We start from the raw sequence: 22,965 nt of genomic DNA, 5'->3' as shown, positions 1-22,965 counted from the left end.
ACATGTATAGCAACTAAACGGACCGCGGTCCACTTATGTTCCCGTCACGGTAGGATGCGAGACGTGACCAGCCCCCTGCTGCCCCAGATCGGGGTCGATCCCCCCGAACGCGGCGACGCCGCACGTAACCGGCGCCTTCTGCTCGACGCGGCCGCGTTGCTGGTCGCCGAACGCGGCGTCGACGCCGTCACGATGGACGCGGTCGCCTGCAGGGCGGGTGTGGGCAAGGGCACAGTGTTCCGCCGGTTCGGCAGCCGGTCGGGTCTCATGCACGCACTCCTCGACCACACCGAACGAGAACTCCAGCAGTCCTTCATGTTCGGTCCGCCGCCCCTCGGGCCGGGGGCCGACCCGATCGACCGCCTGATCGCCTTCGGACACGCCCGTATCGCAATCGTCGAAGTACAGGGCGAGGTCCAGCGCGCGGCCGAGAACTCTCTCGAGTTCCGGTTCGCCGCTCCGGCGCGGGCAGTGTCCGTGCGCCACGTCGTGTCCCTGCTCCGCGCGGCCGGTGTGCAGGGCGATCACGAACTGCTCGCCTGTTCGCTGCTCGCACCCCTGGAAGCCACACTCGTCCTGCACGAACTGCGCGACCTCGGGATGTCCGTCGAACGGCTCGGGGACGCCTGGGAGGACCTGATCCGGCGCGTCACCCGATGTTGATCCCGGATCCGGACATTTTGTCTAACCTCGAGGAATGCGCACCACCGCCGCCGTTCTCGGCCTCCTGACGTCCGCCGTGCTCACCGCCTGCGGCGGGGATGCGCAGACGGAGTCCCCGGACCCGGCGGGCCGCACCTTCGTCTCCACGTCCGTCGAGGGCGATCCCATTCCCGGCGGTGGGCCGCTCGTACTCGGGTTCACCGACCCCGGGCGACTGTCCGTCGACGCCGGGTGCAATCAGGGCAGCGCCGACGTCGACCTGGCCGGTGGGAAGCTCGTGACGGGACCGCTCGCCATGACGCTGATGGCATGCCCCGGTGAGGCGGCAGGCGCCGACGCCTGGGTTGCGGCCCTGCTGGACGCGCAACCGAACTGGACCCTCGGCGGCGACACACTCACCCTCACCACGCCCACCGGTTCGGTGACGCTGACGGACGAGAAGGTCGTCCGGCCGGACCGGCCCGTCGTCGGGACCACGTGGACAGTGACCGCGCTGATCAGTCCGGACGCGGTCACCACGACAGCGGCGCTGGAGCGGACGGCACCGCAGTTGCTGATCGCGGGCGACGGTTCGGCGTCCGGTTTCACCGGCTGCAACCGCATGACCGGCACAGCGGACGTGCAGCAGAGTTCGATCACGTTCGGATCGTGGGCCACCACCCGGATGGCGTGTCCGCCGGACGAGTCCGAGGTGGAGCGCGCGGTTCTCGCGGCATTGACCGGGGAGACGGGCTACAGCGTCCGTTCGGACTCGCTGCTCCTGGTCAACGGCGCCGGGGCCGGACTGGAACTGCGGGCGGGCTAGAGCGCGGCCAGCCAGCGTCCGAGTTCGCGGGCGCTCGCGTCGATCCTGGCGGGCCAGTCCAGCGCCGAGTCGTCGGCGGTGTCACTGACGTGCTTGACGAGCCGGCACCGGGCGCCGCCGCGGGCGCTGGCATAGGCGACGGCGAAACCCTCCATGTCGACGAGGTCGGCCCTGCGGGCGAGTTCGTCTCGCACGCCGACGTCGGACACGAACAGATCCCCCGTGGCGAGCACGGACCCATCGCCGTCGGGCAGGGCGAGGAGATCGGCCACCTCGTGCCCGAGCGCCCGGATGGCGTCGCCGCTGATGTCGTGGTTGAGGACGGTCGACGGCGTGAACAGGCCGCTGTGACGCTCGTGCAACGCGCCGGCGGTGCCGATGTTGACGACGAGCGGCTTGTCCGTTCGCGGGTAGTCGGCGAGTGCGGACGCCACGGCAACGGCAGCGCTCACCTTGCCGATCCCCGTGATCAGGACCTCGAACTCCGACGGGACGTGCACCGCCTCCGCCTTGGTCGCGCTGACCACCAGAACGTCCGATCTACTCATGCGCCGAACCGTACCCTGCACTCGTCAGGGGCACTCGCTAGAGTTCTGTCATGGCGAATCTACGTGCGCAGATCCTCGAGGAACTCGGTGCCCAGCCCACCATCGATGCGGCCGGCGAGATCCGCACACGTGTTCAGTTCCTGAAGGACTACCTGTTGTCGACCCCGGCCAAGGGATTCGTCCTGGGCATCAGCGGCGGTCAGGACAGCACCCTCACCGGGCGCCTCGCCCAGCTCGCGGCAAGCGAGTTGCGCGAGGAGGGCCACGACGCCGAGTTCGTCGCCGTCCGGCTGCCGTACGGCACCCAGGCCGACGAGTCCGACGCGCAGATCTCCCTCGACTTCATCAAGCCGGACCGGTCGGTGGTCGTGAACGTCAAGCCCGGCGCGGACGCCACCGCGAAGGAGTCGTCCGAGGCACTGCGCGACATCATCGGCGACGGCGGCGAACTGCGCGACTTCGTCCGCGGAAACATCAAGGCCCGTGAACGGATGGTGATCCAGTACTCGATCGCCGGCCAGCTGGGATATCTCGTCGTCGGCACCGACCATGCCGCCGAGGCGATCACCGGATTCTTCACCAAGTTCGGCGACGGCGGCGTGGATGTCACTCCCCTGACCGGGTTGTCCAAGCGTCAGGGCGCCGCGCTCCTGCGTGAACTGGGCGCACCCGAGAGCACGTGGAAGAAGGTTCCCACTGCGGATCTGGAGGACGACCGTCCCGCCCTTCCCGACGAGGAGGCGCTGGGCGTGACGTACGCGCAGATCGACGACTACCTCGAGGGCAAGGATGTGCCCGAGGACATCGCCCGGAAGCTCGAGACGATGTTCCTGAATACCCGGCACAAGCGGACGGTTCCCGTGACCCCCCTCGACACGTGGTGGCGGTGACCCGGTGGTCCAGGCGCTGGTCGCGGGTGGTACCGGCACTGCAGGCCGGCAGGTGGTCAAGGAGTTCCTCGCCCGCGGCCACTCCGTCCGGGTCCTGACCCGGCACGGCGGCGCGCCGGGTAGCGAGATCGCCCATTTCCACGGCGATCTCGTCACCGGCGACGGTCTCGCCGAGGCACTCGACGGTGTCGACGTGGTGGTCGACACCACCGACGGAAAGACCAAGGGCACCCGGGCGGTGCTGGAGAAGGGCGCCGAGAACCTGCTCTCCACCGCGGACGGCGCGGGCGTCGGACGTGCCGTCCTCCTCTCCATCGTCAACGTCGACCAGGCCGAATTCGCCTACTACCAGGCGAAGCGGACGCAGGAGCGGGTCTACGAGAGCGCGGCGATGGAGACGGCGATCGTGCGGGCGACCCAGTTCCACGACTTCATTCCCATGATCGCGAAGCCGGCGAGCCGGGTGGGGCTGATCCCGGCCTTCTCGAAGACGAGTTTCCAGACCATCGACGTTCGGGATGTGGCGACCGCGCTGGTCGACGCCGCGCTGGCCGCCGAACCCGCGCCGGAGGAGCCGATCACCATCGGCGGCCCGGAGGTGCGCACCGCCCGCGATCTGACGACGGCGTGGAAGAAGGCGACCGGGACGCACGGTTTCGTCGTGAACGTTCCCCTCCCCGGCGCGCTGGGGCAGTTCCTGCGGAACGGATCGAACCTGGTGCCCGACAACCGGTTCGGAACGATCACCTTCGACCGCTGGCTGGCCGACTCCCGCTGATTGCGCGCCTAGCCGCCGGCGAACGGCGGCAGCACGTCCACCTGCGCACCCGCCGTACGGGTGAGGTCGCGGGTGAGCTCGGAGTCGACGAGAAATGCGGACACCGACAGCACCTGCTGCATGTCGGGACCGTACTTGGCGAGGAGAAGGTCCTTCACCTGGCCGAGATCCGCGGTGGCAGGGAGATCGAGGGTTTCCTTGGTGCAGCCGGCCGCGTCGGCGGCGGCGGCGAAGTACCGAACCGAAATGCCTGTCACGTCAACCACCGATTGCTCCCATACTGCGTTGCGGCGGAGCGAAGCCGTCCGCGTTGATTCCGTGGCCTGCCCACTTGTTCCACATCGCGCCGCGCCACAACTGCGCCAACTCCTCGTCGTCCGCACCCGACCGCAGCGCCGACCGCAGGTCGATCTCCTGGTCACTGAACAGGCACGACCGTACCGTTCCTTCGGCGGTGAGGCGGGTGCGGTCGCAGTCCGAGCAGAACGACCGGGTGACGGACGCGATGATTCCGACCGTGGCCGGTCCGCCGTCGACGAGCCACTCCTCGGCAGGCGCCGACGGATCTTCTCTCCCGTGTTCGGTGAGCGTGAACCGCTCGCCGAGGACGGCCAGTAACCGGTCGGCGGTGACCATGTTCTCGCGGGCCCACTCGTGATCGGCGTCGAGCGGCATCTCCTCGATGAACCGCAGCGTGACACCCTCGCGCAGGCACCACTCCAGCAGGTCGGCCGCTCCGCTGAGTGTTTCGGGCATCAGCACCGCATTGATCTTCATCGGTGCCAGTCCCGCCCTGGCTGCGGCGCGGATACCGGCCATCACCGAAGGCAGTCGATCACGCCTCGTCAGTCTCGCGAAGTGCTCGCGATCGACCGAGTCGAGGGAGACGTTGACCCGTGTCAGTCCGGCGCGGGCGAGCCCGTCCGCGCGGTGCTCGAGACCGACCGCGTTGGTGGTCATCGCCAGCGGGACTCCCGGCACGCGCTCGGCGCAGCCGGCGATCATCTGCTCGAGATCCACCCGCATCAGTGGCTCGCCCCCGGTGAACCGGACCTCGCGCACGCCGAGGCGGTGGACGGCGATGTCGACGAGCCGGACGATCTCGCTCGCGGTGAGGAGGTTCTGCGCCGGGATGGCGGGCAGCCCTTCCTCGGGCATGCAGTACGTGCAGCGCAGCGAGCACTTCTCGGTGATGGAGACCCGCAGGTCGCGCGCGACCCGGCCGAACCGGTCGACCAGGTGGTCGACATCCGGCCTGCCCGCGAGCGACACCGAACGCCGGACGGTCGGGATACCCATCTCCACCGTCGTCATCGAGTTGCCTTTCCCTGCATCTGTCCAGTATGCCGCGAGGGGTGATCGCTGTGTGACGCGGTGCACTCGTGGCGCCTTCTGGAGGCGTGCCTAGGATTGGTGACCATGGCCGGAGGAATATCGTGACCGCACGCTCCGTGGAGCAGCACGCCCAGCACGTCGCGGAACTCCTCGCGCCGCTCCACGAGCGGCCGGCGCAGGAGGTTCCGCTCGGCGAGTCACTCGGGCGTGTCCTCGCCGCCGACGTCCACTCCCCCGTCGACCTGCCGTTGTTCCGCAATTCGCAAATGGACGGGTACGCGGTCGACGCCGCATCCGTGGTGTCGGTCCCGGCGGTGCTCCCGGTGCGGGGCGTGATCGCCGCGGGCCCGGCAGGCGCCACCACCCACACTCCCGGGACCGCGTACCGGATCATGACCGGGGCGCCGATCCCCGAGGGCGCCGACGCGATCGTCCCGGTCGAGGACACCGAGGCCACCGACGGACAGGTTCGCATCGAACGCTCTCGCACCGCCGGCGAGTTCGTGCGCGAACGCGGCAGCGATGTCCGGGAGGGCACCCTCCTGCTGCCTGCAGGCAGCATTCTCGCCGCCCGGCACATCGCCGTCCTCGCCGCCGTCGGCCTGCAGCACGTCCCGGTGCGCCCACGCCCGCGCGTCGCCGTCATCACCACGGGCGCCGAACTCGTGGACGCAGGCAGCACGCTGCATCCGGGAGAGATATACGACTCCAACGGAATCGCCCTCGCGTCGAGCGCCAGGGCCAACGGCGCCGAGGTCGTGTCGATCGCCCGTAGCGGCGACGACCCCGCCGAGTTCCGGACCCTGCTGGCGGAGGCGACCACCGCCGCCGATCTCGTCCTCACGTCCGGCGGGGTGTCGATGGGCGACTTCGAAGTGGTGAAGGAAACCCTCACACCGCTCGGCGCGCACTTCGGCCACGTCGCGATGCAGCCGGGCGGCCCCCAGGGCACCGCTGTCGTGGACGGCACGCCCGTCCTCAACTTTCCCGGGAACCCGGTGAGCACCCTCGTTTCGTTCGAGGTGTTCGCGCGCCCCGAGATCCGGCGCGCAGCAGGGCTGGACCCGACCGAACCCGAGGAACTGCCGCTTGCCGCGGCCGTCACCTCCATTCCCGGCAAGCGGCAGTTCCTCCGCGCACGCCGTACCGATGCCGGGGTCGAACTCGTCTCCGGCCCCGGCTCCCATCTCGTCGCCGCGATGGCGTGGGCGGACGTCCTCCTCGACGTTCCCGCCGACGTCACCGCGCTCGACGCCGGCCAACTCGTGAAGGTGATTCCCCTATGAGCGACCTGACGCACCTCGACAGCGAGGGCCGCGCCCGCATGGTCGACGTGAGCGCGAAAGCGGACACGACCCGTACCGCGGTGGCCGCCGGGCAATTGGTCACCACACCTGCGGTGATCGAATTGGTCCGCGCCGACGACCTCCCCAAGGCCGACGTTCTCGCGACGGCCCGGATCGCCGGGATCTCGGGTGCGAAGAAGACGTCCGAGCTGATACCGCTCTGCCATCAACTTGCGCTGTCGTCGGTGAAGCTGGAATTCGGGTTCACCGACACCGCCATCACGATCGAGGCCACCGCGAAGACGAAGGGGCCGACCGGCGTCGAGATGGAGGCCCTCACCGCCGTCGCGGTCGCCGGACTGACGTTGCACGACATGGTGAAAGCCGTCGACCCCGCCGCGACCCTGGACGGGGTCCGGCTGCTCACCAAGGACGGCGGCAAACGCGGGCACTGGACGCGGGGTCAGCAGAGCACCGGAACTCCCACGGTGACAGCGCGATCCGCGGCCGTCCTGGTCGCCTCGACCGGCGGGGCGAGGGGCACGCGCGAAGATACGACCGGACCTGTGATCGCCGCGTGGCTCGAGGAACGGGGCTTCACCACCCGGGGTCCGCTCGTCTACGCGGACGCGGACATCGCGGCCGGACTCGCCGACGCCCTGTCCGGGAACCCGGCACTGATCATCAGCACCGGCGGCACCGGCGTCTCCCCCACGGACGCGACCCCGGAGGCCACCCGCGCGGTGCTCGACCGTGAACTGCCCGGCGTGGCCGACGCCATCCGGAACCGCGGCACGGAGGTGACCCCGCACGCGTCGCTGAGCCGCGGGCTCGCCGGTGTGGCGAACGGCACAGTCGTGGTGAATCTCCCCGGCTCGCCGGGCGGGGTCAAGGACGGATTGTCCGTCCTCGACCCGATCGTCGATCATCTTCTCGCTCAAGTCGCCGGTGGAGGTGCGCACGATGCCTGACATTCTCGCCCAGATCTCGGATCAGCCACTCGATCCCGCCGTCGTCGACGCCGCCGTCGCCGGGCCCGAACACGGCGCAGTCGTCGTGTTCACCGGAGTCGTCCGCAATCACGATGACGGACAATCGGTTTCGGCCCTGGAGTACCAGTCGCACCCGGACGCCGAGCGCTTCCTCCGCACCGTCTGCGAGGAGGTCGCGGCCTCCACCGGACTCCCCGTGGCGGCCGTCCACCGGGTCGGTTCCCTCACCGTCGGCGACCTCGCGGTGGTCGCCGCGGTCGCCGCCCCCCACCGTGCCGAGGCATTCGCCGCGTGCGCCGAACTGGTGGAGCGCATCAAGCACGAGGTGCCCATCTGGAAGCGGCAGAAGTTCGCCGACGGGGCGTCGGAATGGGTCGGTCTGTGACGCCTCGGTCGGACCGGTCGGCTGCCACCAGGTAGAGTGGCCATCACTAGGTGACCACGACGGTCATCCAGCGTCGTAGAACGCATTCAGTTCGGTTACCCGAATCCTGTTGGATGTGCACCACCGCATCCGCTCTTCTTACGGCGAAGAAGCTTGCCGACCGGCAACGCCGCCAACCTGTGCTCGAGCTCCGACGGAGACCTTCCGTATCGGCCCTCCGGGCACGACCCTGTGCCCGAAAGGCCTGACCACTTGTCTGACACACACACCCCCGACACGACGTTTGCTGCGCTCGGCGTCCGCGAACCACTGGTGAAAGCGCTCGCCGACAAGGGCATCACCTCCCCGTTCCCCATCCAGGTCGACACCCTCCCCGACACGCTGTCGGGGCGCGACGTGCTCGGTCGCGGCAAGACGGGCAGCGGTAAGACGCTCGCCTTCTCCATTCCGATGGTGTCCCGCCTCGCCGGTGAACTGTCCGGCGGCAAGCGCCGCCCGGGCCGACCGGTGGGACTGATCCTCGCCCCCACCCGCGAGCTCGCCACGCAGATCACCGCGACCCTCGAGCCCCTCGCCGCCGCCTACGACCTGCGGGTCACCACGATCTTCGGTGGTGTCTCCCAGAACCGTCAGGTCAACGCACTCAAGGCCGGTGTCGACATCGTCGTCGCGTGCCCCGGACGGCTCGAAGACCTGATGAAGCAGAAGTTCGTGAGCCTCGACGCCGTCGAGATCACCGTGCTCGACGAGGCCGACCACATGGCCGACCTCGGCTTCCTGCCCGTCGTCACCCGCATCCTCAACGCCACCCCCCAGCAGGGGCAGCGGCTGCTGTTCTCCGCCACCCTGGACAACGGCGTCGACAAGCTCGTGAAGCGGTTCCTGAAGAACGAGGTGCTGCACTCGGTCGACGAGGCGAACTCGCCCGTCGCTGCCATGACGCACCACGTGTTCGACGTGGACGGCGTCGAGGCCAAGCGCAAGCTGGTCGAGCGGCTGGCATCGGGTACCGGACGCCGGATCCTGTTCATGCGCACCAAGCACCAGGCCCGCAAGCTGGCCCGTCAGCTCACCGAGGCGGGAATCCCCTCGGTCGATCTGCACGGCAACCTGTCGCAGGCGGCACGCGACCGCAACCTGGCGTCCTTCTCGGCCGGTGAGGCCCGCGTGCTGGTGGCCACCGACGTCGCGGCGCGCGGCGTGCACGTCGACGACGTGCAGTTGGTCGTCCACGTCGATCCGCCCGCCGAGCACAAGGCCTACCTGCACCGTTCCGGTCGCACCGCACGCGCGGGCAGCGCGGGCGACGTCGTCACCGTGGTGCTGCCCGAGCAGCGCAAGGACCTCGCCGTCCTCATGCGCAAGGCTGCGATCAAGGTGACCCCGGTCCGCAGCACCGCGGACTCCGCACACGTGCTCGACCTGGTCGGCGACATCGCACCGCACGTCGCTCCCGCCCCCAAGGCGGCACCGGCGACCAACGGCGGCGGACGCAACCAGCGGCCGGGCGGCGCCCAGGGTGGACGCGGCGGTCAGGGCGGACGCGCACACGGCCAGGGCGGCGGCGCACGGCGCTCCCGCTCGGGTGGAGCCGGACGCCCCCGCGCAACCTCCTCCACGGGCGGCGGAACCCGCACGGCGTCCGCCGGCGGATCACGCCGCCGTCAGGGCTAGAACTTCTCGAGGTGGACGGCGTCGGCCAACGGCCGGCGCCCCCGCCACCCGAAGCGCTCGAGGTCCGGCACCTGCTGGAACTCGGCAACCCTGCCCACGCACAGCCACGCGATGGGACGCACCGGCTCGGGGATTCCCAGCAGTTCGGTGAGGTAGGGCTCGTCGTAGAACGACACCCAGCCGACGCCCACGTTCTCGGCGGCCGCGGCAAGCCACAGATTCTGGATCGCGAGCACCGCGGAGAACAGGCCTGTGTCGTCGATCGTGTGCCTGCCGAGGACGTGTTCGCCGCCGCGACTGCGGTCGTAGGTCACGACCACCCCCATGCCGCTCTCGCAGATCCCTTCGATCTTGATGGGATCGAACGTCTTCTTCCGGTCTTCGGGCAGCGAGTCCGCGAACCGCCTGCGGGCGCCCGCCACGTGGTCGGCGAACGAGCTCAGCGTCCCGGTGTCGCGTACGACGACGAAATCCCACGGCTGGGTGTTGCCCACGCTGGGCGCGCAGTGCGCGGCGCCCAGGATGCGGTCGAGAACCTCCGCCTCGATCGGCTCCCCGGTGAATTCGGCCCGCACGTCGCGGCGGCGGCGGATCGCGTCGTACACCGACAGCGCCGGCTCGGGATTCGTATCGGAACTACACGCAGACTCGGTCACGCGGTCACGGTATAGCGGTGCACACCCAGCATCGCGCCGGGGTCCGCATCTTCGCCCTCCGCCACGACACAGCCCGCGAGCCGGGTCCGCACGGTGTCGGCCTCGATGTCGGCCCCGATGAGCACCAGCTGGGTCGCCCGCTCCTCGCCCTGCTCCCAGCGCGTCGACGTGAACCTGATGTGCGGGCCCACGGTCTGCACCTCGAACTTCCGCGACTGCCCGGGCACCGCGAAATGCACGAATCCCTTGATCCGGTAGATCCCGACCGGCCGTTTTTCGAGGAACTCGACGAGCCGCCGCGGATCGATCGGCTCGTCCGAGGCGAAATCGACTGCCTCATAGGACGAATGCAGGTGGTCGTGGCCTGCGCAGTGGTCGTGCTGATCCAGCAGGAGCTGGTCGAGGGTGAGCTGCTCACCCGCCACCGGTTCGCGCCCGGGTTCCCGGTCGAACAGCAGGGTGGGCTCGATCCGGCCGTGCGCGGTGGTCAGGACGGGCGCGCGGTCGTTGAAGCCGCGGACCATTGTCTGCACCGCGGCCCGCCGGTCGTCGTCGATGCGGTCCGTCTTGTTCAGGATCACGAGGTCGGCGAGCTTGACGTGCTTGCCGAGGTCCGGGTGCTGCTCCGACATGTCCTCGAACTGCTCACCGTCGACCATCACGACGAGACCGCCGTACATCACGTGTGGGTTGGTGCTTCCCAGGACGAGGCGAATCATGTTGCGCGGCTCGGCAAGCCCGCTCGCCTCGACGATGATCACGTCGATCTGCGACGCGGGATGCGCGAGGCGGTCCAGCATTGCGTCCATGTCGCTGACGTCCACGGCGCAGCACATGCAGCCGTTGCTCAGCGACACCATGGAATCGACCTGGCCGGCCACCATCATCGAATCGATGTTCACGGCGCCGAAGTCGTTGACGATGACGCCGACCCGGACGCCGCGGTTGTTGCGCAGCACGTGGTTGAGCAGGGTGGTCTTCCCCGAACCGAGGAACCCGGCGACGATGACGACGGGAATCCGCTTCTTCGCCAACGCTGCGACCTCCGTGGGACCTCGACGAGCTACCGGGCGCCCATCTTAGCCCCCGGCCGCCGACAGGTCCGCACTCAGCCGACGGACGGCACGGCGTCGAGGTCGCGGACCCGGCGCGCGGGCGCCCCCGCGTAGAGGCCGTTCGGCTCGCAGTCACGGGTGACCACGGAGCCGGCCCCCACGACGCACCCTTCCCCCACCGTCACTCCGGGAAGGATGATCGCGCCCGCGCCGATCCAGCACCCGTCGCCGACCACGATCGGGCGGTCGACGACTCGCCCACCCCGGCCGGAACTCGGACCGATCTCGTGGGTGCTCGTGACGAACTGGACGCGGTGTCCGACGGCGACCTGCCTGCCGAGCGTGATGGGCGCGGTGCCGTCGAACAGGACGCCGCGATTGACGAACGTCCCCAGCCCCATCGTGACGTCCTTGCTGCCGAAATAGCAGCCCGAGTAGATGCCGGCGCCCCACACTTTCGCTCCCGCGGCCATCAGGAGCAGCACCCGCAGCCACACCGGGACGAACGCGGAGGCCTGGACGATGGTGACGAACCGCATCCCGTCACCCTATCTCCGCGGAGCACGTTCGCGGCGGAGGTTGCCATTTGTTAGCTGAATCCACGCACGAATACGCGAGGCGCGGCGTACTATGTGGGCGCCATTGCTGAAGCACGAGGGGGAACCTTGAGACAACTTGATAGCGACGGATTCGCTGCGCTGATGGAGTCCATCCCCCACGCGATCAGCGTTCACGACCGCGAACGCAATGTCGTGTTCAGCAACCCCGCCTGCGCGGCCCTGATCGGCTACGGCGCCGACGAATTTGCGAACCTCGACCACGAGCAACTGTTCCACCCCGACGACGCCGCACTGTGGGGCACCATGCTTGCCCGAGTCCTGAGCCAGGAAAGCCCCAGCGCGACAGCGCATCTGCGCATCCGACACCGGGAGGGCCACTGGATCTGGGTGCTCGTCGCGGCGTCCACGTTCACCGCAGGCACCGAGAGGCTGGTCGCCCTCGTGCTCCAGGACGAGTCCGACATGATCTGGGGCAACCCGACGGCCGCGAGGCAGCCGATCCGGTAACCGTCCACTCACCGGGCATCGTCGGTAGCGCCGCTACACGGCGGAGTCCGGACCGTGGCGCCGCACCGCCGGCAGAAATGCGTGCGGTGCCCACCGTTATTCGACGTCGCGCACCCGCAGACCTCCCACCCCACCAGGCACGTATTGGCGGCCAGCGGGTGCCCGTTGGGGCAGCACCCCGGCGCGGTCTCGGTTCGGGAAGCCACACGTCGAATCTACCCGGTAGTCGAACGTATGTGTGAATCGAACCCGGGCCGAACCGTCACATGTAGTTGCCGGGCGAACCGTCCTCCTGGCCGTCCTCCCGCTCCACCAGGAACCAGCTCCCGGGCGCGTAGATCAGCTCCCGGGCGGCGCGGACGATGACGAGCGCCCCGGACTCGTGGATGCTGTAGCTGTCGTCGTCACCGAAGTCGGTGACCGCGAACTCCGCCAATTGATCGAATGAGCGATGCGTCACAGTGAATGTCATGACGCCAGTGTCCCACCGGGACAAGAGGGATGAACGAGGAAAGCCTCCCACCCGCATCGTCTGCGGATGAGAGGCTTCCCTCTGAAGTGGAGCTAAGGGGACTCGAACCCCTGACCCCCACACTGCCAGTGTGGTGCGCTACCAGCTGCGCCATAGCCCCGTATTCGGTTGTTCTCCGCACTCGGAATGACTTCCTCCGTGCTCGAAGAAAGTTACACCATTGCCGACCGGGCCAACAAATCGCCTGGTCAGAGGCGCTTCGCGCCCGTGCGCCTTTCTGGTTGTTCCAGCTACCAAAAAGGCGCACGGGCGGCGGAGCCGCCTACAGCTGCGACACCCAGTTCTCGTTGGACAGCGCGTCGATCACGGTGCCGTCCTTGACCACGGCGGGCGTGCCGGTGGCACCGCTCGCGGCGAGGGCCTGACGGCCCGCCTCGGCGTGCGCACGGGCCTGTTCGACGCTCGCCCCGGTGGTGATGCACTGGGCGGCCGCGTCGGACGCTCCGGCGTCGCGGGCGATCTGCGCGAGTTCCTCGTTGGTGTGATCGGAGCTGCCGTTCTCCTTCGGCTGGTTCGCCGGCGAGAACAACGCCGCATGGAATGCCGAATACGCCACGGCGTCACCGGTTTCGGCGACGCACTCGGACGCAGCGACAGCGCGGGTGGAGTAGTCGCCGCTGGCCGAGAGCCGGTCGAGGAAGTTCAGGACGTGGTACCGGACGGCCACCTTGCCGTCGTCGATGGATTGCGCGAGTTCCTGACCGTTCTTGTTCTCGAGTTCGGCGCAGTACGGGCACATGGGATCTTCGAACAGGTCGACCGTGGTCGCCGCGTCCGGCTTGCCGAGGAGCACGACACCGTCAGCCTGCAGCGCCACCTGGACCTCGGAGTTCTGGACCCCGCCGTAACCGTCGTTGCGCGGCTTGCTGCGGTTGCTCTGCCAGATCACACCGCCGATGACCAGTACGGCGATGACCAGTACGGCGAGCCCACCGAGAATGTAGGTGGACCGGCTGGATTCCGGCTGCGGGTTGTACTTGTTCTTCGAGCTCACGTGGATGCAGTCCTTCGACGTCGGATCGATTTACCGGATGCTTACTCTGCCACCGTCTGCTGAGGGGTCACTGAGAAAGTGGTGCGGGAGCGGAGCCCCAGCGCGAACGGGGAACGCGGGAACACGATCAGCCACACGGCCAGTGCGAGGAAGCCCACATCCCGGAGGATTTCGCGGGCGTAATCCCAGCCGTTCACGTCGGCGGCACCGCCGCCGCCGAAGCATCCGCAGTCGATGGACAGCCCGCGGGACCACACCGAGACGATCACGCCGATGAGGACGAGCAGAAGCACGGCGGACACCGAGGCCGTGGCGCGGACGGCGAGCCCGATCAGCAGGAGCAGACCGAGCGCGATCTCGAAGAACGGCAGCGTGTTCGCAACCGGCCGGACGAGGTCTTCGGGCAGTAGCTGGTACGCACGGACCGCGATGATCGTCTGGGCGGGGTCGGCGACTTTCAGTGCGCCGGAGACCAGCCAGACGGCGGCGAGTGACAGCCGGGCGAGCAGGGAGACGACCTTGATCCACACCCGGACGAGGGTACCGAAGACGCCGGTCAGACCGCCTCGACCGACACCTTGGGCGCCGGCTTGTTCGGGACCAGGAGCCAGCCGACCGCGGCGAGGAGCATGACCCCGCCGGTGACCCCGAATGCGACCGCGTACGACAGGTGCTGGGCGAGCAGGCCCGCGCCGACCGGGCCGAGGACCCCGCCGACGTCCGCGACCATCTGGAACGCGGCCAGCACGGGGCCGCCGCGGGACTTCGCGCCCACGACGTCGGCGACGGCGGCCTGCTGCGCGGGGCTCATCACTCCGGAACCGATGCCCGCGATGCCGGACAGCACCAGGAACACCAGCAGGTTCTCGCTGAGTCCCATCCCGACGGTGCTGGCGCCGCACACCAGCAGTCCGAGCAGGACGAACAGCTTCCGGCCGTACACGTCCGACAGCCGCCCGGACACGATGAGGACGAGCGCATTCCCGACGGCGAACACGGTGAGGGCGATACCGGCGAGTGCGGCGTCACGGTGCAGCGCCTCGACGACGAACAGCGGCACCATCGCCACCCGCACGCCGAAGATCACACCGCCGAACGCGAAGTTGGAGCCGAGCGCGGCCCGGTAGACGGGCTCCCCCAGTGCGTCCCGCAGCGTCATGGTGGCACCGGCGGCGGTGGCGTCGGGAGCTGTCAGGTGCGAACCCCGCAGGCTCACGAACACGACGGCGGCCGCGACGACGAGGGCGATCGCGTAGATGACGAACGGAACCCGGAGCCCGAATCCGACGAGCAACCCGCCGACGAGGGGTCCGGAGATCGATCCCATCAGGAAGCTGGTCGCGTAGAGCCCGGACACGCGGCCGCGACTGTCCACCGGTGCGATGCGGATCACCAGGCCCATCGCCGACACTGTGAACATCGTCGAGCCGATGCCGCCGAGTGCACGGAAGACGAGCAACTGCCAGTAGTCCCCCGCGACCGCGCAGGCGGCGGTCGAGGCCGCGACGATCAGGAGCCCGGTGATGTAGACGGGCCGCTCCCCCAGCTTCTGCACGAGCCGGCCGCTGACCGGGGCGAAGATCAGGCGCATGAACGCGAACGACGAGATCACGACGGTGGCCGCGGTCACGCTCACGTCGAAGCTGCGGGCGAACTGTGGGAGGGCGGGTGCGACGATCCCGAATCCGAGTGCGATGACGAAGCTGGCCGAGACCAGCACCCAGATTTCCGAAGGGAGCCGCGGGCTGCGCCCGGCGGGCAGCCCGGCTGCGCGAATGTTCATAGTTGAATCCGATGGTAGGTGCCCCCGCTTCGGCGACGGCACCTACCCCGCCGAACACCTATTTCAAGACGTCGGCCACCAGTTCCTTGGCCGCCGCCTGCACCTGCGCGAGATGATCCGGACCCTTGAAGGACTCGGCGTAGATCTTGTACACGTCCTCGGTGCCCGACGGCCGCGCCGCGAACCACGCCGAGTCCGTGGTGACCTTGAGCCCTCCGAGCGCTGCCCCGTTACCCGGGGCGCTCGTCAGCGTCGCGGTGATCGGCTCGCCGGCCAGTTCGGTGGCCGACACCTGTTCCGGTGACAGTTTCGCCAGCACCGCCTTCTGCTCCCGGGTCGCGGGGGCGTCGATGCGGGCGTACGCGGGACTGCCGAACTGCTCCGTCAGTTCCCGGTACCGGACCGACGGTGTCTTTCCCGTCACCGCCGTCATCTCCGAGGCCAGCAGGGCCAGGATGATCCCGTCCTTGTCCGTGGTCCACACCCCGCCGTCGTGGCGCAGGAACGACGCACCCGCGCTCTCCTCGCCGCCGAAACCGAGCGAGCCCTCGAGCAGTCCCGGGACGAACCACTTGAAACCCACCGGGACCTCGAGCAGTTCACGGCCGAGACTTCCGACCACCCGGTCGATCATCGACGAACTCACCAGCGTCTTGCCCACCTGCACCGTCGAGCCCCATCCTGTGCGGTGCGAGAACAGGTAGTCGATGGCGACCGCGAGGTAGTGGTTGGGATTCATCAGTCCCCCATCGGGAGTGACGATTCCGTGCCGGTCCGCGTCGGCGTCGTTCCCGGTGGAGATGTCGAACCGGTCCCGGGCTCCGATCAGCGAGGCCATGGCGTCCGGCGACGAGCAGTCCATGCGGATCTTGCCGTCGGTGTCGAGGGTCATGAACCGCCACGTGGCGTCGACGAGCGGGTTGACGACCTCGAGGTCGAGCCGGTGGATATCGGCGATCGCACCCCAGTAGTCGACGCTCGCTCCGCCCAGCGGGTCGGCGCCGATCCGCACTCCGGCGCTCCGGATGGCGTCGAGATCGAGAACGCTCGGCAGGTCGTCGATGTAGAAGCGGAGGAAGTCGTATCGTTCGGCCCGTGCCATCGCCCGGGCGGCCGAGATTCGCCGCACACCCGAGAGGTCCCGGCGGAGCAGCTCGTTCGCCCGGTCGGCGATGATCGTCGTCGCCTCCGAACCGGCGGGGCCGCCGTGCGGCGGGTTGTATTTGAAGCCACCGTCGCGGGGCGGGTTGTGCGACGGCGTCACGACGATGCCGTCGGCCCGGGACTCCGGGCCACTGCGGTTGTAGCGGAGAATCGCGTGACTGACCGCGGGCGTCGGCGTGTACCGGTCCCGCGAATCGATCAGCACCGTCACGTCGTTCGCGGCCAGCACCTCGAGCGCCGACGTCCACGCCGGCTCGGAGAGGGCGTGGGTGTCGCGCCCGAGAAACAGAGGTCCGTCGACGCCCTGCGACGCCCGGTACTCCACGATGGCCTGGGTGGTGGCGAGGATGTGCGCCTCGTTGAACGCGGTGTCCAGGCTCGACCCCCGGTGGCCGGAAGTCCCGAACAGCACCTGCTGCAACGGGTTCTCGGGGTCGGGCACACCGCTGTAATACGCGGTCACCAGGTGCGCGATGTCTACGAGATCCTCCGGCAGTGCCACCTGACCCGCCCTGTCGTGCGCCACGAGACCTCCTGCAAACGTTTCGGATCGAACTCGGCTCCAACCCATCCTGCACCCTCGCGCCGGGGTCTGCCCTCAAGACGTCAATCGGAACCCCAGCCAGGCGACGGCCAGACCGGCCGCCACACTCGCGACCGTGTAGACGACGGACGTGAGCGCCAGCCGGATCCGCAGCAGTCCCACCGATTCCACCGCGAACGTCGAGTACGTGGTCAGTCCGCCGCAGAAGCCCGTGCCCAGCAACGCGAACGTCTGCGCGGACATCGACGCCCCCGACAGCAGTCCGAGGATCAGGCACCCGGCGACGTTCACGAGGAAGGTGGCCACCGGGAAACTGCGGTACGAGTCGACGTAGCGGCCGGTGAGGTACCGCGTCGTCGCACCGAGCGCGCCGCCGGCCGCGACGAGGAGGACGGTCATGCCGCCGCCGCCTGCCGCGCCAACCGGTAGCGGTGACCGACGAGCATCCCCAGCCGCGCCGCGAGCAGGGCGGGAACCAGGGTGGCCACTACGTAGAGGGCCGCGGTCACCGCGTCCTCCCGGACCGCGTCGACGGCGAACGTCGAGAACGTGGTGAAACCGCCGAGGACCCCGACTCCCAGGAACAGCCGCCACAACCGGTCCGGTCCCATCGTCTCGGCGAGGCAGCCGAGCAGCAGCGACCCGATCACGTTGATCACGAGGACGGTCCAGATCCCCGGCCACAGCTCGGACAGGAGAAACCTCGCGCACGCGCCGAGCGCACCACCCAGCGCGACCACGGCCACCGGTTTCGTCAGGGACACGGCTCACATCGTGTCACGGCGGCCCGCCGGGATGGTCGAACTCCGGTGCGCACAAAAAAATCCGGGCCGGAACACCTGGTGGTGTCCGGCCCGGACTTCGTGGAGCTGCCGGGAATTGAACCCGGGTCCTCCGCAGCAAAGCTAGGGCTTCTCCGTGTGCAGTTTGCTATGTCTCTACTTGGATCTCCCAGTCTCGCAAACAAGCCAGGATGACGATCCCAGTCGCTGTTGGTTGTCCCATTCGACTCCGCGACCGAGTCGAACGGTAAAGCCCTCTAGCTGATGCCAGTACCCGGACCGAGGGCGAACCCGGACTGACAGACACGCAGTCGCTACTTAGGCAGCGAGTGCGTAGTCGCGCTGATTGGAATCGGCGCTTATATGTTTGCAGCGACGCTTACGGTGGTCTCTTGCCTGCACCGACACGCTTCCCCTACCTCAACGTACGCAGTCGAAACCGTTCAGCCCCGTACGTGCCCCACGAGTCTCGCGGGGCCACCTAGTGTAACGCGAACCTCGCCCGGATTCATCCCGGTTTTCGCCCGGAGTGTCGGCGGGCGCATTTCAGCTGGCCACGGCGATCATTCCGACGGCCGCGAGGGCGAGGAGCATCCCCGCCTGCTGCATTCTGCTCACCCGTTCACCGAGCATCACCATCGCCAGCAGCACGGTGGCCGCGGGGTACAGCGACCCGATCACGCTGACGAGCGACAGCAGCCCACCCTGGAACGCGTACATCATGGCCGCGTTCGCCAGAACGTCGAGGACACTCACGTACACGGCCAGTTTGAGCGGCTCGCCGTGCGGGGGCACGAAGTGGCCGGCCGCCAGGGCGACGAGCCACACCACGGCGGTCGCCGCGGCGCGGGACACCGCGAGGGCCCACATTCCGCCCTCCTCGCCGATCTGGTGCAGCGAGACGAAGGACAGCGCGAACGCGATGCCGGATCCGACGGTCAGCAGCGCCACGGTGCGGGTGAAGCGCAGCACCCGGCCGCCGGCCACCTCGCCCGCGGTCTCGTCAGGCGATTCCCGGCTGACGAGGACGACGGCGACCAGGGCGACCACGATCCCGATGTACGCGACGGGCCCGGGCCGCTCGCCGAACGCGAGCCCGATCAACACCGGAATACCGGCGACCAGCACGGCCGTCAGCGGCGACACCACCGACATCGGTCCCGACGCCAGCGCGAGATAGAACCACCAGACCGCCACGCCGCCTGCCACTCCCGCCACCGCCCCCCACACGAGCGAGGACGAGGTGAGGGTGCCCCCGGCGAACGGGGCGATCAGCAGCACGATCAGCAGCGACAGCGGATACGACACGATGACGACGCGCAGCGCCGCGACCCGCCGGGACGCGACGCCCCCGACGAAATCGCTTACGCCGTAACCGATTGCGGCCACGAGCGCGAGCAGGATGGACGTCAGCGCATGCCCTTGACTCGGCGTCCGAGTTCGCGGGTCACCTCACGCTCGGCGGTCCGCCTGGCCAGGTCCTGGCGCTTGTCGTAGTCCTGCTTGCCCTTGGCGAGCGCGAGTTCCACCTTGACCTTGCCGTCGGAGAAGTACATCGACAGGGGAACCAGAGTCTGGTTTCCCTCGCGGGTCTTGCCGACGAGGTGCTCGATCTCCCGCTTGTGCAGTAGCAACTTCCGGGTGCGGCGCGGCGAGTGGTTGGTCCACGTGCCCTGCGTGTACTCGGGGATGTGCAGGGAGCGCAGCCACACCTCCCCGTCGTCGACGGTGGCGAACGCGTCGACCAGCGACGCCTTGCCCTCGCGCAGACTCTTCACCTCGGTCCCGACGAGGGCGATCCCCGCCTCGTAGACGTCGAGAATGGTGTAGTTGTGACGCGCCTTGCGATTGGTCGCAATGACCTTGCGGCCCTTTTCCTTCACGTTCCGGGCCTTTCAGTCCGCGATGTCCGAGGTGAACAGTTCGTACCCTCCAGCATAGGAGAAGGGGCAAACGTAATTATTCGCGGACGTACAGGCGCAGGGTCACGTACGCGGTGACCGCCGCCATTCCGACGCCCACCAGCACCAGCACCGGCGACACGAACAGCACGTCGCTGTTGGAGATCCGGGCCACGATGTTGGCCTCGTACACGTCCGACAGCACGTCGTCGATGAACATGTTCTTCGCGGTGAACAGGCCGACGATGGCCAAGACGGCGCCGACCAGCGCGGCGACCACCGCCTCGAGCAGGAACGGCAACTGCGTGTACCAGCGGGTGGCGCCGACCAACCGCATGATGCCGACCTCGGTGCGCCGGGTGAAGGCCGCGATCTGAACCATGTTCGCGATCAGCAGAATTGCGGCCACGGCCTGCACGATCGCAATCGCGAACGCAGCGTTGCGCACCCCGTTGAGGACACTGAAGAGCCGTTCCACCAGTTCGCGCTGGTTGAGCACGCTCTCGACGCCCGGCCGGGTGCCGAAATTCTCGTTGATGACGCCGAACCGCTCGGGGTCGCTGAGCTTGACCTTGAACGAGGCGGGGAAGCTGTCGGGGCTGACGAGCGCGGCGAGTTCGGGCTGATCCTTGAACACCCGCTCCGTCGCGTCCTTCACCGCGTCGTCCCGGTTGAGGTACTCCACCGACACCACCGACGGCGTCTCCTCCAGTTCCGTGCGCAGCGACTTGCAGATCTCCCCCTCGCAGCCCGGGTCCGACGTGGAGATGTCGTCGGTGAGGAAAATCTGCACCTCGACGCGGTCCAGGAAGATCTGCTGGGTCTTGCCGGCCATCTGCACCACCAGCAAACCGCTCCCGAACAGGCCGAGGGAGATCGCGGTGGTGAGGATCATCGCAATGGTCATGGTGACGTTGCGGCGGAGTCCGGTCAGGACCTCACTGAAAATGAAACTGGCACGCATCGGGGAATCAGAGTCCTTCGTAGGAGACTTGGGGACAGTACTGAAGCTTGGAGTGCAGGCAGGGCGGCTAACGCCCCACGCCGTACACACCCCGAGCCTCGTCGCGCACCACTCTGCCGAGGTCCAGTTCCACCACGCGACGGCGCATCGAATCGACGATGTGGTGGTCGTGGGTCGCCATCACCACCGTTGTTCCGGTGCGGTTGATCCGTTCGAGCAGCAGCATGATGTCCTGGCTGGTCTCCGGGTCGAGGTTTCCGGTGGGCTCGTCGCACAGCAGCACCAGCGGCCGGTTCACGAACGCCCGCGCGATGGCGACGCGCTGCTGCTCACCACCGGACAGTTCGGTGGGGAGCCGGTCGGCCTTCCCGGACAGCCCGACCATCTCGAGTACTTCGGGGACGGTCCGGGAGATCATCGCGCGCGGTTTCCCGATCACCTCGAGCGCGAACGCGACGTTCTCGGACACGGTCTTCTTCTGCAGGAGCCGGAAGTCCTGGAAGACGACGCCCATGCTCTGCCGCAGCTTCGGCACCCGGCGGGCGGACAGCTTGTTGACGTGGAAATCCGCGATGTGAATGTCACCCGACGTCGGCGACTCCTCCTTCAGGAGCAGCCGCATGAACGTCGACTTTCCCGAGCCCGACGGGCCGATCAGGAAGACGAACTCGCCCTTGTCCACCTCGACGCTCACCTTGTCCAGGGCGGGCCTCGTGGAGGTCTTGTACGACTTCGACACATTCTCGACGCTGATCACGAGGAGCCAGTCTAGACGTTATCGAACAGTGACCAAATGGAGCGACGCGCGGGCGTCACCGCCCGGTCTGCGGTGTCGCCGACGTCGTCGGGACGGAAGACGTGGTCGGCGGCGTGGTCGGCGGGGGTGGCGGGAACGGATTGGGAATCCCGAACGGCAGGGTCGGCGTCGACGTCACCTGACTGGTCCCGGTGGGCGCGGTCTGCTCCGGCGTCGGCTCGGATGTCGTCTCGGTGGTCGTGGCCGTCTCCGTCGTCGACTCGATCGTCGTCTCGACCTCCGACGTCGGCAGGGTGGTCTCCTGGAGCGGCGCCTCCCGGGTGGGAACGACAGCCGGAGCGACCGGCCCCTGGACCACCTCTTCCGCGGGATTGAGGTACGTGTACAGCGTGTACAGCACCACCCACAGGATGCACAGCACCAGCGTCGACGTCCGCACCCGGCCGCCGAGGATCTTGGCGGGAAGGAACGAGGAGTTCAGAATCCGGTCCAGCCCGCGCCGGGGTTCGTCGGTCATCCCTCGCCCTCCGCTGCCCGGACCGTCTGGAGGTCCGGTTCGACTGTGATCCCCTGCCGTCTCATCGCGGTGGCGATGCGCACGCGCAGTGCGCGACCGACCTGGAACTGCTTACCCGGCAGGGTCCGCGCCACGACGCGGACGCTGACCTCGTCGACCGTCAGACTCTCCACTCCCATCACCGTCGGCTCGTCGAGCAGTAGTTTCTTCAGTCCGCGATCAGCGAAGGCCTCGACACCGACCTGGTGGAGCACCTCGTTGACGCGGTTGATGTCCGAGGTGGCCGGGACGGGAACGTCGATCACGGCACGCGCCCAGTCCTTGGACAGGTTGATCGCCTTCACGATCTGGCCGTTGGGCACGGTGATGACCTCACCGTCGGAATTCCGCATCCGGGTGACCCGGAGCGTGACGTCCTCGATCACTCCCTCGGCGTCCTCCGACGAACCCGTCACCGCGAGTTGCACCGTGTCACCGAACCCGTACTGGCGCTCGGTGATGATGAAGAAGCCGGCGAGAATGTCCTGCACGACGCGCTGCGCGCCGAAACCGAGCGCCGCACCGAGCACGGTGGCCGGGGCCACCAGGCTGCCGATCGGCAGGCTCAGCTGGTCGAGCACCTTCATCGTCGCGATCACGTAGATGATGGTGATGATCACCCACGTGATCACCTGCGCCACCGAATGCCGGTGCTTGGTCGCCTCGGAGCGCACGAGGGCGTCGCCCTGCATGTAGTTGCTGTCGATCCGGTCGGTGACCTTGCTGCCGCCCCAATTGACGAATCGCGCCATCAGGATGGCTCCGAGCACGGTGAGCGACACCGCGAGCCCCGTCGACGAGAGCCAGTCGAGCAGGTTCTGGGTGGGAGCGAACATCGCCGCCGTCGCTTCCAT

General features: G+C 68.3%; 28 protein-coding genes, 1 tRNA gene and 1 other RNA gene. 9 read left to right on the top strand and 21 right to left on the bottom strand.

All coding sequences use genetic code 11. The features are described 5' to 3' along the window. Window positions 1–63: 63 nt before the first annotated feature. Both ROP_RS32230 and ROP_RS32225 read left to right on the top strand, forming a co-directional pair. Entirely contained in the window at window positions 64–663 is a 600-nt protein-coding gene (locus ROP_RS32230; protein ID WP_043826917.1) for a TetR/AcrR family transcriptional regulator, read from the top strand. Between the two features lie 34 nt (window positions 664–697). After that, entirely contained in the window at window positions 698–1,468 is a 771-nt protein-coding gene (locus ROP_RS32225; protein ID WP_015890185.1) for an META domain-containing protein, read from the top strand. On the opposite strand, the gene ROP_RS32220 is transcribed toward ROP_RS32225, so the two are convergent. After that, on the bottom strand, window positions 1,465–2,016 hold the full coding sequence (locus ROP_RS32220; protein ID WP_015890184.1) for a nucleosidase: 552 nt from the start codon (window positions 2,014–2,016) through the stop codon (window positions 1,465–1,467). The genes ROP_RS32225 and ROP_RS32220 overlap by 4 nt on opposite strands. Window positions 2,017–2,066: 50 nt before the next feature. On the opposite strand from ROP_RS32220, the gene nadE reads away from it, so the two are divergent. Then, window positions 2,067–2,906 carry an ammonia-dependent NAD(+) synthetase gene (gene nadE / locus ROP_RS32215; protein WP_015890183.1) on the top strand — a complete coding sequence of 280 codons (840 nt, stop codon included), beginning with the start codon at window positions 2,067–2,069 and terminating at the stop codon, window positions 2,904–2,906. 4 nt (window positions 2,907–2,910) lie between these two features. Continuing rightward, the gene (locus ROP_RS32210) at window positions 2,911–3,684 is read left to right on the top strand and encodes an SDR family oxidoreductase (RefSeq protein WP_015890182.1); all 774 of its coding nucleotides are present in this window, start codon (window positions 2,911–2,913) and stop codon (window positions 3,682–3,684) included. A gap of 8 nt (window positions 3,685–3,692) precedes the next feature. Here ROP_RS32210 and ROP_RS32205 read toward each other — a convergent pair whose 3' ends face one another. Both ROP_RS32205 and moaA read right to left on the bottom strand, forming a co-directional pair. Beyond that, window positions 3,693–3,950, bottom strand: coding sequence for a MoaD/ThiS family protein (locus tag ROP_RS32205; protein ID WP_015890181.1), 258 nt, complete (start codon window positions 3,948–3,950; stop codon window positions 3,693–3,695). Continuing rightward, entirely contained in the window at window positions 3,943–4,998 is a 1,056-nt protein-coding gene (gene moaA / locus ROP_RS32200) for a GTP 3',8-cyclase MoaA (RefSeq protein WP_015890180.1), read from the bottom strand. The genes ROP_RS32205 and moaA overlap by 8 nt, the downstream gene beginning before the upstream one ends. A gap of 122 nt (window positions 4,999–5,120) precedes the next feature. On the opposite strand from moaA, the gene glp reads away from it, so the two are divergent. The 4 genes from glp to ROP_RS32180 all read left to right on the top strand — a co-directional run bounded on the left by glp (window position 5,121) and on the right by ROP_RS32180 (window position 9,356). After that, entirely contained in the window at window positions 5,121–6,305 is a 1,185-nt protein-coding gene (glp, locus tag ROP_RS32195) for a molybdopterin molybdotransferase MoeA (protein ID WP_043825775.1), read from the top strand. Continuing rightward, the gene (gene moaCB, locus ROP_RS32190) at window positions 6,302–7,276 is read left to right on the top strand and encodes a bifunctional molybdenum cofactor biosynthesis protein MoaC/MoaB (protein ID WP_015890178.1); all 975 of its coding nucleotides are present in this window, start codon (window positions 6,302–6,304) and stop codon (window positions 7,274–7,276) included. The genes glp and moaCB overlap by 4 nt, the downstream gene beginning before the upstream one ends. Further along, a complete protein-coding gene (locus ROP_RS32185) occupies window positions 7,269–7,682 on the top strand; it encodes a molybdenum cofactor biosynthesis protein MoaE (protein WP_015890177.1) in 414 nt (137 codons plus the stop codon). Before moaCB ends, ROP_RS32185 begins: the two co-directional genes overlap by 8 nt. 252 nt (window positions 7,683–7,934) lie before the next feature. Then, complete coding sequence (locus ROP_RS32180; RefSeq protein ID WP_015890176.1) at window positions 7,935–9,356, top strand: DEAD/DEAH box helicase; 1,422 nt, start codon at window positions 7,935–7,937, stop codon at window positions 9,354–9,356. Here the strand turns inward: ROP_RS32180 and bluB are convergent. From bluB to ROP_RS32165, 3 genes are all read right to left on the bottom strand, one after another. Beyond that, window positions 9,353–10,012: a 5,6-dimethylbenzimidazole synthase gene (bluB, locus tag ROP_RS32175; RefSeq protein ID WP_015890175.1), complete on the bottom strand. Its 660-nt coding sequence runs from the start codon at window positions 10,010–10,012 to the stop codon at window positions 9,353–9,355. The genes ROP_RS32180 and bluB overlap by 4 nt on opposite strands. Further along, window positions 10,009–11,046: a CobW family GTP-binding protein gene (locus tag ROP_RS32170; RefSeq protein WP_015890174.1), complete on the bottom strand. Its 1,038-nt coding sequence runs from the start codon at window positions 11,044–11,046 to the stop codon at window positions 10,009–10,011. Before ROP_RS32170 ends, bluB begins: the two co-directional genes overlap by 4 nt. Before the next feature lie 74 nt (window positions 11,047–11,120). Beyond that, a complete protein-coding gene (locus ROP_RS32165; RefSeq protein WP_015890173.1) occupies window positions 11,121–11,606 on the bottom strand; it encodes an acyltransferase in 486 nt (161 codons plus the stop codon). A 126-nt stretch (window positions 11,607–11,732) separates the two neighbouring features. Here ROP_RS32165 and ROP_RS32160 point away from each other — a divergent pair, with 126 nt between their 5' ends. Further along, on the top strand, window positions 11,733–12,134 hold the full coding sequence (locus ROP_RS32160) for a PAS domain S-box protein (RefSeq protein ID WP_043825772.1): 402 nt from the start codon (window positions 11,733–11,735) through the stop codon (window positions 12,132–12,134). A 262-nt stretch (window positions 12,135–12,396) separates the two neighbouring features. Here ROP_RS32160 and ROP_RS32155 read toward each other — a convergent pair whose 3' ends face one another. From ROP_RS32155 to ROP_RS32090, 15 genes are all read right to left on the bottom strand, one after another. After that, the gene (locus ROP_RS32155; RefSeq protein WP_011598322.1) at window positions 12,397–12,606 is read right to left on the bottom strand and encodes a hypothetical protein; all 210 of its coding nucleotides are present in this window, start codon (window positions 12,604–12,606) and stop codon (window positions 12,397–12,399) included. 87 nt (window positions 12,607–12,693) lie between these two features. Further along, window positions 12,694–12,766, bottom strand: a tRNA-Ala gene (locus tag ROP_RS32150). Window positions 12,767–12,928: 162 nt separating this feature from the next. Beyond that, entirely contained in the window at window positions 12,929–13,660 is a 732-nt protein-coding gene (locus ROP_RS32145) for a DsbA family protein (protein WP_015890171.1), read from the bottom strand. Between the two features lie 41 nt (window positions 13,661–13,701). Continuing rightward, a complete protein-coding gene (locus tag ROP_RS32140; protein WP_015890170.1) occupies window positions 13,702–14,190 on the bottom strand; it encodes a MauE/DoxX family redox-associated membrane protein in 489 nt (162 codons plus the stop codon). Between the two features lie 26 nt (window positions 14,191–14,216). Beyond that, the gene (locus ROP_RS32135) at window positions 14,217–15,443 is read right to left on the bottom strand and encodes an MFS transporter (protein ID WP_015890169.1); all 1,227 of its coding nucleotides are present in this window, start codon (window positions 15,441–15,443) and stop codon (window positions 14,217–14,219) included. Window positions 15,444–15,501: 58 nt separating this feature from the next. Then, entirely contained in the window at window positions 15,502–17,133 is a 1,632-nt protein-coding gene (gene pgm, locus ROP_RS32130) for a phosphoglucomutase (alpha-D-glucose-1,6-bisphosphate-dependent) (protein ID WP_015890168.1), read from the bottom strand. A 72-nt stretch (window positions 17,134–17,205) separates the two neighbouring features. Continuing rightward, a complete protein-coding gene (crcB, locus tag ROP_RS32125) occupies window positions 17,206–17,550 on the bottom strand; it encodes a fluoride efflux transporter CrcB (RefSeq protein WP_015890167.1) in 345 nt (114 codons plus the stop codon). Next, window positions 17,547–17,915 carry a fluoride efflux transporter FluC gene (locus ROP_RS32120; RefSeq protein ID WP_015890166.1) on the bottom strand — a complete coding sequence of 123 codons (369 nt, stop codon included), beginning with the start codon at window positions 17,913–17,915 and terminating at the stop codon, window positions 17,547–17,549. The genes crcB and ROP_RS32120 overlap by 4 nt, the downstream gene beginning before the upstream one ends. Window positions 17,916–18,012: 97 nt before the next feature. After that, window positions 18,013–18,384, bottom strand: a transfer-messenger RNA (tmRNA) gene (ssrA, locus tag ROP_RS40765). 95 nt (window positions 18,385–18,479) lie between these two features. Beyond that, the gene (locus ROP_RS32115) at window positions 18,480–19,334 is read right to left on the bottom strand and encodes a DMT family transporter (protein ID WP_080512545.1); all 855 of its coding nucleotides are present in this window, start codon (window positions 19,332–19,334) and stop codon (window positions 18,480–18,482) included. 8 nt (window positions 19,335–19,342) lie between these two features. After that, window positions 19,343–19,816 carry an SsrA-binding protein SmpB gene (smpB, locus tag ROP_RS32110; protein ID WP_015890164.1) on the bottom strand — a complete coding sequence of 158 codons (474 nt, stop codon included), beginning with the start codon at window positions 19,814–19,816 and terminating at the stop codon, window positions 19,343–19,345. 76 nt (window positions 19,817–19,892) lie between these two features. After that, on the bottom strand, window positions 19,893–20,798 hold the full coding sequence (gene ftsX, locus ROP_RS32105) for a permease-like cell division protein FtsX (protein ID WP_015890163.1): 906 nt from the start codon (window positions 20,796–20,798) through the stop codon (window positions 19,893–19,895). 67 nt (window positions 20,799–20,865) lie between these two features. After that, window positions 20,866–21,555: a cell division ATP-binding protein FtsE gene (ftsE, locus tag ROP_RS32100; RefSeq protein WP_005240222.1), complete on the bottom strand. Its 690-nt coding sequence runs from the start codon at window positions 21,553–21,555 to the stop codon at window positions 20,866–20,868. Between the two features lie 55 nt (window positions 21,556–21,610). Next, window positions 21,611–22,072 (bottom strand): hypothetical protein, encoded by a 462-nt coding sequence (locus ROP_RS32095; protein ID WP_015890162.1) that lies wholly within the window; start codon window positions 22,070–22,072, stop codon window positions 21,611–21,613. Further along, the gene (locus ROP_RS32090) at window positions 22,069–22,965 is read right to left on the bottom strand and encodes a mechanosensitive ion channel family protein (protein WP_005240218.1); all 897 of its coding nucleotides are present in this window, start codon (window positions 22,963–22,965) and stop codon (window positions 22,069–22,071) included. The genes ROP_RS32095 and ROP_RS32090 overlap by 4 nt, the downstream gene beginning before the upstream one ends.

The organism is Rhodococcus opacus B4 (genome assembly GCF_000010805.1).
In the GTDB taxonomy this organism is placed as follows: Bacteria; Actinomycetota; Actinomycetes; order Mycobacteriales; family Mycobacteriaceae; genus Rhodococcus_F; species Rhodococcus_F opacus_C.
Note: the sequence above shows the minus strand (reverse complement) of the source record. Positions and strands in the feature narration are given on the sequence as shown.